The following is an 8,635-nucleotide window of genomic DNA, read 5'->3' as shown; positions in this document are numbered from 1 at the left end:
CAAACTACAGGTACACTTTGCATCAAACTACAGGTACACTTTGCATCAAACTACAGGTACACTATGCATCAAACTACAGGTACACAATGATACTTTCGCTGGCCAGCCTGCTGCAGACCTGAAAGAGATGATGTATAACATCAAATGAAACGAAGCACTAAATTGCTCCACAAGCCCATCTTGAATATATAACATTGTTCTTTCCAGGAAGCGGGAACGGGTGAGAGATCCAGGGCAGAACCCAGGTCAGGATTCCGGGCAGAATCCCGCTAAAAGCCGCCCGGGGTGTCCCGATGATGAAAACAGGAAGGAATATAGTGCCCATACTGGAAGCCGGAAGGATTTTGCAAAAATGAAAGTCCTCATAAGCGGGGCCATTACCAGGAGCGGTATTTCAAAATATGAATTATAACAAAGTACTCTGGTTCCAGATTGTGAACCACGGACCAGAACAAAGGAGTGTAACCGCGATAATACTTTGTTTTATTAATCTCATCTATCTCGGCATCGTTCTCAGGAGCAGTTCTGCCGCTTCGAAACCAACCCTTCCCAATATGATCCCTAAGGTACAGTTTGTAAATGCCCCTGTTCCGTTATTGGATCTGGCTTTTATATCAGCTCCTTTGGATAGCAGCAATTCAGTTAGTGCCAGGCCCCATACCGAATCTACAGCTTCTCTCCTCTTTTTATTGTAACTCTTCAATGTATATATTTCTCCACTGCACCTTGATTCCACCCCCTGAGTGAATCTGCAGGGCGATGATTCCAGTGGCAGACCCGATCTTTTCATCTTCCAGGGTGATCATCTTCTGACCGTTCAGCCAGGTTTCCGCCAGTCCGCCCACCACGCGCAGCTTCATGCTGTTCCATTCACCGAACTTCAGGTGCTTGTCCAGCTCAGGATCCGGTTGGATGATCCATCCCCTTCCGTAGGATTCGTAAATGCCCCCTGTATGATGTCCCGGAGGGGCCACCTCGGCCTGCCAGCCGGTGATTCTGGTTCCTTCGATGGATGAACGGAAGAACACCCCGCTGTTGCCATCGGCGCCCTGCTTGAATTCCAGGGTCAGCTCAAAATCCTTGTATTTCTTTTCGGTCCCCAAATAGCCGTACTCCTTGTCGGGTCCGCTTTCACAGATCAGTAGTCCGTCCTCCACATACCACTTTTCGGTTCCGTAGATGGTCCAGCCTGTCAGGTCTTTCCCGTTGAAGATTGATTTGGCCTGAGCAAAAATCACGCCCTGGCAGCAAAGCACAAGAATCATCGGGAGAATTACAAATCGTTTCATTTTATGATGTTTTAGTGGTTCGTAAGCAAGATACAATTCATTTTCAGTTATCCTCCACCGGGAAGGAAACATCGCTCTTCATTTGTGGGGCCGTTTTCATCCGGTTGATTTGTTCGATCAGCAGCAGGGCAAATCTGATGGTCTGTTTCATTCCCCCCAGGTCCCAGCCGGGATCGTACTCGTCCTTTACAGTATGGTAATCCTTTCCCCAGAACTCCGTATAGTTCCGTGCACCCGATATTTCATCCTCTCCGGCGGAAATCCAGACTGAAGGGATGCCGTAACGGGCGAAAGAGAATTGATCGGAGCGGTAAAACAGGCCCTGGTTGGAGAGGGAGAAGGTGGAGTACTCCAGATTGTTTTCACGGGCCAGGTTCTGGATAATCTCTTCAAAACCGGAAAAGCGGGCACCGATGCCCATGATGCTTTTTGCCTCGCTCCAGACCGGTGTGGACTCGAAATTGATATTGGCGATGATGCTGTTCCGCTCGCTGTTCCGGGCATAATATTTTGATCCCAGAAGTCCCGACTCCTCTGCATTGCAGGCCAGGATGGTGATGGTATAACGAAGCTCATCCTGGAACTCTTTCAGGATTTTAGCCGCCACCATCATCGCGCCCACAGCTGTTCCGTTGTCAATGGCACCGTTGTAGATCTGATCTCCCTCCACACCGGGATCCATTCCCAGGTGATCAATATGAGCGCTCAATACGATCCTCTCTCTGGTTTTCCCCGGGATCTCAGCCACCACATTGCGATTCATCACCTCTCTGAAGGTGTTGTTCCCCTGGATCCGGATACGAATGCCCGGATCCACCGGCCGGAAATCCTTTGATGCAGCATCTTCATACAGCTTATCCAGGTCGATTTGTTCAGCATCAAGCACCTCCCGGAGACTGCTTTCCCTGATCCATCCCCTGAATTTCAGATTGTTCTGCAGGTCGGGGTCAATAAACAGTTCTTCGCCGGACCAGGAGTTCTTCACCACGTTCCAGTCGTATCCGGCGCTTTCATCGGTATGGATCAGCAGAATCCCGGCCGCCCCCCGGCGTTCTGCCTCCTCGATGTGGCAGGTCCATCGTCCAAAGTAGGTCAGGGTGCTGCCTTCAAAAATATCCGGATTCACCATGCCGGGATCATTGACCCTGGAGATCACGATCTTATCTCTCACATCTGCATCCTTATAGTCGTCCCAGTCCCAGATATCCGCCTTTACACCAAATCCCACGTAAACGGCTTCCCCTTCCAGGTCGATCTCTTCCTCTTTCACCGTAAAGGAACCCACCACATCGTCCGGGTAATTCAGCTTCATGCCATTGGCATTGATCTCAAATCCTTCGTTTGAAAAGCCTGTCATCACGAAGGGCTGATAGTAGGAATCCTCCATCCCGGGAGCAAGGTCCATCAGTTTGAACAGGCCCTGCATGGTTACCTCCGCCAGTTCCCCGCCGCGGGTGCCCGGGGCACGTCCTTCGTACAGATCGTGCCCCAGCAACTCGGCCACGCTCTCCATTTCGGCCCGGGAAATTCTGTCTATGCGTTGTTCGAGGGTTTCCTGCTCTGTGCTACTCTGGCAACTGCCAAATAGCAGTCCGGCCAGGAGGATTGAAAAGCTGCAGTATTTCATAGGATTTCTTTTGGTTTTAAAGTTTCAGGGCCGATCCCCAGTAGCTGTAGCTGGTGAGTCGCCATCCCGGCATATACCGGGTACTTGTATCGTCTGTGTTAAATCCATGCTGTCTCAGAAGACCCGGAATATCCCGGTTCAGATTACACCCCCCGCTTACCCGTTTCCAGAGAGGATTCACAAGGTTCTGCCAGCGTTCCGTGCCTTTTTCCAGTACCCGTCCCCATGCCAGGGCAACCACCATGGCCCGTTTGTCATCGCTGGAGCCGTTGCTGCAGGCCCACTGGATTAGCTCCGGCAGGATATATCTGGAGTAAAATCTCATTATTTGGCCTAAATTTAATAAAACTCAGTGCCTAAACAGCAAGCTTATCAATTTCTTACTTGCTCCCTAATAGCAAATTACTATTTTTGCAGAGCCACCCTGAAACTCAAAAATATTTTCGGCAACAAGCATAGAGATGATCACAGTTGCAATCACCTGCTATAACGAGGAAAATTATATTGAGCGTGCTGTTCGCAGTGCCCTGGCATTTACCAGGCCGGAAGGAGAGGAGCTGGAGTACTTCGTGGTGGACGGGATGTCAGGCGATCATACAAGAGACATTATTCAAAGCATTCAAAAGGAATTTCCCGAATTGCAAGTGATAGATAATCCCAGGCGCTACCAGGTGCATGGAATCAATCTGGCCATTGATAAAGCAAAGGGAGAATTCATGGCATGGCTGGGTGCACATGCCATCTATCCGGTGAACTACCTGGCTGAACTGTACCGGACTTCTCTCAGGACCGAGGCTGATAATGTGGGAGGGATCCTGGAAACTCTTCCCGGATCTTCATCCTATTCCGGTCACCTGGTACAGGCTATCTCGACCCATCGTTTTGGGGTGGGGGATTCCGGATTCAGAGTGGGACAGAGGGTTGAGAAATATACGGATACGGTTCCTTTTGGTTTTTATAAGATGAGCGTATTTAAAAAAATCGGGAAGTTTGATGAACGGCTGATCCGTTGCCAGGACTATGAATTGAACAAGAGAATTATCAAACACGGAGGAAAAATCCTGGTGAACCCGGATATTAAAGTTACCTATTTCAACCAGCCCAGCCTGGGAAAATTCCTAAAGAAGCAGATCTTTATACAGGGACCTTATAATCCCTATGCCTGGTACGTAGCTCCTCATTCCTTTAATATCCGGCATGCCATATCGGCTGTCTTCACGTTTTCCCTGCTTATTGGCATTCCACTTTCTTTATTTTTCGGATGGGCCAGGATTTTGCTGTTCAGTGTGATGGGTGTCTATTTTCTATTAGCGCTCTTTTCTTCCGTTCAGCAAGCTGTGCGTTATCATAAGACGGCCGATATTCTGGTGCTGCCCTTTAGCTTCCTGGCCTTTCATATTTCACATGGTCTCGGAGTCTTAATTGGCTTGTTCAGATTGTTGGTCCGGACTTCTCCGGTTCAACGCACGACAGGGTAATTATCGGATTTTATCACAATCAGCCTCGTACATCTGAGTATAGTGCCATATAACTCTCTGCGATGCTTGTCCAGTTATACTTATGCGCTTGTGAAACACAGTTTCCGGAGATCACAGAGTAGTCAGACAGGATTTTTTCTGTGGCCTCCTTCATCCCGGACACAGATCCGGGACTTATTCCGTAACCGACACTCCCCTCTTCAAAAAGCCCGTCTATCCCCGTGTTTTTTGAGTATATCAGAGGCAGTCCCTGGCTCATGGCTTCCAGGTATACCAGCCCAAAGGTTTCTCTTCTGGAAGTCATCACAAAGATATCAGATTGTCTGTAAATCTGAATGAGTCTGGATGGATCGTCTACTCGTCCTAAAAATGTGATTTTGTCTGACTTCCGGATCATTTTTAGAACTTTCTTTTCCTGGCTGCCTCCATGGCCAACAATGCTTAGCCTGGCACCGGTCTTTTCAACATGTTTTATCAGTGCCGGAACCTCCTTGCGCTTTAGAAAGCTGCCCACATATAATAATTCCGGCGGGATTTGGGGCTTTCTCTTTACGGGTGCCTTGTTCTGAAAGAAGCTTTGATTGATCCCGTTGGGAAGGATCAGGGATTTGGATTCGAAACTATCCCCGAATTTATCCAGGAACTTTCTTCTTATAGAAGGCGAGATGAAAATAATATTCCGGGCATTTTCCACGATCTGTCTGCCCAGAGATAATAGCCATGGTTTAAATTTCAGGAAAACATCCAGATCCGAGGATCTGATCGCAACCAAGTAGGGGATATGGTATTGCCTGAAGAAATCATAGGCCAGGGATCCGTCGCTGAAAAGGGTATGGGCATGTAAAAGGTCGGGTTTGTTCCTGAGGAACAAGGGTTCGTATTGCTGGCGCATAATGAATCGCTTTCTTGAAAAGGATATCTTTGTTAAGGCGCTCAGTACCAATGGAGAATCAATCCTGTAGGGGCGGTCTGGATCCGCAATACGGTGTTTTGAGTTTCTGGGGTAGAAAACGTTCTGTTCGATTCTATGGTCCTGAATTGCATTGAACAACTCCTGAAAAAGTTCAGCGCCGTAATTGACACAAATATGATCAACTACCATAGGTATTTTTCGTTTTAATAAGCAATCCGTAACACAGCCCAAAGACCAGGATACCCAGATTCCTGTTTAATAAGGACTCGAAGAAAAACCCGGTTATAAATATGATCGCTACTATCATGATAAACTCAGAGTACTTTGTGGGTTGCCGGGAAAATCCCGTCGGGAACAACAGAAACCAAACCAGTCCAATACCTGCAGGCAGGCCGAACATACCGGCTGTTTCCAGGAATTGATTATGTGTGTTCAATACCCTCCATCTGTTGCTGTTATAGGACGAGAGACTCTTGCTCTCTTCAAAGACATCTTCGTATTTTCCCGGTCCCCATCCGGTAATTGGCTTTTGTTTGATGAGATCTGCTGCTTTTATCCAGAGCTCGATTCTGGTGGATAAACCTTTGACCGGATCAGTGGGTGGTAAGGGATCAGCCCTGAAGCCAACAAAGATTATGGCAAGAATACTTATGGTCAGAGCAGATGCAAGCATGAACCGGGTAACTCTTGTTATTTCAGTCATGAATAAGTTTAAGACCCTTTTCAGGATGAAGAAGATCAGAATCAGCAGAAGAGCAAGGATGGCTGCCCTGGAGAATGCGAAGAGCAAACCGGCAATCATGACCAGGCTGAATAAGAGTATTTCTTTTTTGCGCAGTGAAAGAATATCCCTGTGAATATACAGGGTGGCAAAGTCGGCCAGGTAGAGGGCTGATAGATAGGAATGATGTATCCTTGAAAAAATAGTTGACTCCATATAATATTGCGGATTGGAGAATATCTTGCTTTTCAGCTCCACGGCATCAATCAGCATAATGGTCCATCCAAGATGAATGAATACAGATATAATCACCCCTGAGATCAGGGCGGCATATTGAAAACGAAGCTCATGCTGGTGTCTGGTATTGATAGCTATAGCCAGCAGGATCATGGGGAGCCCGTATTTTATCTTTAAAAGCTTTTGTGTAGAAGGATCATTCCTGTTAAACAGAAAAGCAATCAGGTAGATGATAATAAGGGTCATGATTACTAGCAGGAGTCCCCGGTTTTCACTGGTCCATTTACGTATTGAACCTTCCCGGAATTCCCTGATAAATCCAGCCACAATTGCCAGAGCAAGAATCAGGTTGCTGGCTTTCTCCCCGCTAGGCATAAGCACAATGGCCAGAGCCAGAAGATAAGCTCCCATTGAGATCCCGTTCCCGTTGATCCTGACAATTACCGGATACAGGCTGTAAAACAGGCATGCAGCCAGTATTAAAATGAACAGGAGAGCGAGCAGTGATGGAACAACCAGCTCCCTGGCATTGGTTTTCACAAAGACTCCATTGAAGCCGGTCCGGGTATAAAAGAATAGGGAAGATCCCATGGATGTATCACCGGGGATCTTTTTTATCCGGACCCCTCCGTTATCAAGTGGATACAGTTCAAGATTTCCCGAAGGGATAAGATCTTTCTCCAGAAGGGAATAGGAGAATTCCGTACCTTGATCATTAGAAATCTTAATACCCGAAATAGTCATTTCTTCGTCCTCCATGAGAGCACGGAAATAAATGGCGAAATTGGACATGCGATAGGAAGAGTCAGTTTTGAAGATATAAGTTACTGATCCTAAAGTGTCTCTGCTTATCAGGGTGCCTGGATGACTGATGGTGGGATCATTAAAGGTTTGATAGTTCAGCCGGAGGCTTGTCTTCTCCGGGAGCTGCCCTTCCAGACTAACAAATACGGGCTCATAGATGTAACTCCTGCCTTTGATATTATTATATGAATAGACCAGGTAAAGTGTAAATATCAGAACCGTACTTCCCAGGAAGATGAGCTTATTTCCCCCCTTATGAGATAGCTTTCTCATAGTTACGTATATTCCACAGGATGATTATCAGATAGGAAAGATATATAAATATCAAAAGCAGATTGTATACTTTCAGATAGCTGGTAATGGTTTCAAAATTGATCAGAAACAGACTGACTATGATCAGGAACTTCCCAAGTTCCCAGATGGAGTTTGTTTTAATCTTATGCAGGCCGATCAGTATTTGTCCCATAGGGGAGATAAAAATGAGAAAAGCCGAGCTGCTGACCAGATATTTCGCATATACTCCGGATAATGTCCATTCTTTTCCGAAAACAAATCCGAAGATTTCCGGTCCCCAGAAGTATATCGTAACAAAAAACGGAATCGCAATCAGGATTCCAAACAAGAGGAATCCCACAAATAGTTTTATCACCGAGGCACTGTTGTTAAATGCTGCAGAGATTCGCTGTAGAATAATCTGCCCCAGGGAAACACCGATGAGGGCGCTGGGAACGGCCAGCATCCTTTGAGTTAATTCTGCGTAGCCCACTTCCTGGAGGGAGAATTTAGCAAATATCTGGAAAGTAAGTGCGCTAAGAACAAAGGTGTTTAACAGACTGGATGCAAAGGCATATTTGGGAAATTCAGCATATTTTTCAGCGTTCTCCTTAATGCTTCTCAGAAGATTTACAGGAAGGTTCTTACGCAGGTCTTTTCTTAATCTGAGGAAGCCTGTCAGAGCTGCAGTAAAACTCCCGGCTGACTCACCAAGCGGCAGGCCTGCGAACTTGCCTGCAAAGCCCGCACCGGTCTGGATCAGGCCTTCTGATCCTCTCCGGAATATTTTCAGCGAGGAGGAAGCCATAAAGCGCTTTTGCCTGATGAACATTAACTGGGAGGACAGGTTAATGGTAAAAAAAAGTGCAGACAGCGGGATCAGATAAACAATCCAGGAATGGGATTCCGGGATCCCCTTAAACTCGATTCCTAAACTGCTTAGAGCAATCAGAACCAGCTCTGTGATCAGGAACGACACCGTCCCGAGTAAGAGGATACCCGCGTAAATAGATGCAGCATCCCGGTTTGTCTTGCTCAGGATGATGGCCTTTTCGTATTTCAGCGAGAAAACAATGGCCAGGAGCCCTACGGACCTGAAATAAATATCAAATATGCCGAATTCCTCAACAGTGAACAGTCTTTTGAGAACGGGTTGAAGCAGGATGGGGATCAGCTGGGCAATCAAGGTCCCCCCCATGAGGAAGCTCAGGTCTTTGAAAATATCCTTTCTCAGGTAGTTAAGTGGATTCATTAATAATGCTGAATGCTCCGGCAAATATCGCCATTAATCCA

At 46.9% G+C, this 8,635-nt stretch carries 6 protein-coding genes and 1 pseudogene; 1 reads left to right on the top strand and 6 read right to left on the bottom strand.

Features of this window, described 5'->3' with window-relative positions; genetic code table 11:
* Positions 1 to 686: 686 nt before the first annotated feature.
* From P1P86_15255 to P1P86_15245, 3 genes and pseudogenes are all read right to left on the bottom strand, one after another.
* Positions 687 to 1,217: pseudogene (locus P1P86_15255) on the bottom strand (DUF1080 domain-containing protein).
* Positions 1,218 to 1,332: 115 nt separating this feature from the next.
* Positions 1,333 to 2,916 (bottom strand): M28 family peptidase, encoded by a 1,584-nt coding sequence (locus P1P86_15250; GenBank protein ID MDF1576542.1) that lies wholly within the window; start codon positions 2,914 to 2,916, stop codon positions 1,333 to 1,335.
* Positions 2,917 to 2,932: 16 nt separating this feature from the next.
* Positions 2,933 to 3,241: a hypothetical protein gene (locus tag P1P86_15245; protein ID MDF1576541.1), complete on the bottom strand. Its 309-nt coding sequence runs from the start codon at positions 3,239 to 3,241 to the stop codon at positions 2,933 to 2,935.
* A gap of 136 nt (positions 3,242 to 3,377) precedes the next feature.
* Here P1P86_15245 and P1P86_15240 point away from each other — a divergent pair, with 136 nt between their 5' ends.
* A complete protein-coding gene (locus P1P86_15240) occupies positions 3,378 to 4,394 on the top strand; it encodes a glycosyltransferase family 2 protein (GenBank protein ID MDF1576540.1) in 1,017 nt (338 codons plus the stop codon).
* Between the two features lie 19 nt (positions 4,395 to 4,413).
* Here P1P86_15240 and P1P86_15235 read toward each other — a convergent pair whose 3' ends face one another.
* The 3 genes from P1P86_15235 to P1P86_15225 are packed head-to-tail and all read right to left on the bottom strand — an operon-like array spanning position 4,414 to position 8,594.
* Positions 4,414 to 5,496 carry a glycosyltransferase gene (locus tag P1P86_15235; GenBank protein MDF1576539.1) on the bottom strand — a complete coding sequence of 361 codons (1,083 nt, stop codon included), beginning with the start codon at positions 5,494 to 5,496 and terminating at the stop codon, positions 4,414 to 4,416.
* Positions 5,486 to 7,342, bottom strand: a complete 1,857-nt coding sequence (locus P1P86_15230; GenBank protein MDF1576538.1) for an O-antigen ligase family protein — start codon at positions 7,340 to 7,342, stop codon at positions 5,486 to 5,488. Before P1P86_15230 ends, P1P86_15235 begins: the two co-directional genes overlap by 11 nt.
* The gene (locus P1P86_15225; GenBank protein ID MDF1576537.1) at positions 7,323 to 8,594 is read right to left on the bottom strand and encodes an oligosaccharide flippase family protein; all 1,272 of its coding nucleotides are present in this window, start codon (positions 8,592 to 8,594) and stop codon (positions 7,323 to 7,325) included. Before P1P86_15225 ends, P1P86_15230 begins: the two co-directional genes overlap by 20 nt.
* Positions 8,595 to 8,635 lie beyond the last annotated feature (41 nt).

The sequence above is a fragment of the Bacteroidales bacterium genome (assembly GCA_029210725.1).
Classification (GTDB): domain Bacteria; phylum Bacteroidota; class Bacteroidia; order Bacteroidales.
The sequence above is the reverse complement of the archived record's forward strand: the minus strand, read 5'-3'. Positions and strand labels throughout refer to the sequence as shown.

Excerpts from the sequence above, each read along its gene's own strand:
- P1P86_15240 (MDF1576540.1), top strand. The coding sequence starts at position 3,378 with ATGATCACAGTTGCAATCACCTGCTATAACGAGGAAAATTATATTGAG.
- P1P86_15245 (MDF1576541.1), bottom strand. The coding sequence starts at position 3,241 with ATGAGATTTTACTCCAGATATATCCTGCCGGAGCTAATCCAGTGGGCC.
- P1P86_15230 (MDF1576538.1), bottom strand. The coding sequence starts at position 7,342 with ATGAGAAAGCTATCTCATAAGGGGGGAAATAAGCTCATCTTCCTGGGA.
- P1P86_15250 (MDF1576542.1), bottom strand. The coding sequence starts at position 2,916 with ATGAAATACTGCAGCTTTTCAATCCTCCTGGCCGGACTGCTATTTGGC.
- P1P86_15225 (MDF1576537.1), bottom strand. The coding sequence starts at position 8,594 with ATGAATCCACTTAACTACCTGAGAAAGGATATTTTCAAAGACCTGAGC.
- P1P86_15235 (MDF1576539.1), bottom strand. The coding sequence starts at position 5,496 with ATGGTAGTTGATCATATTTGTGTCAATTACGGCGCTGAACTTTTTCAG.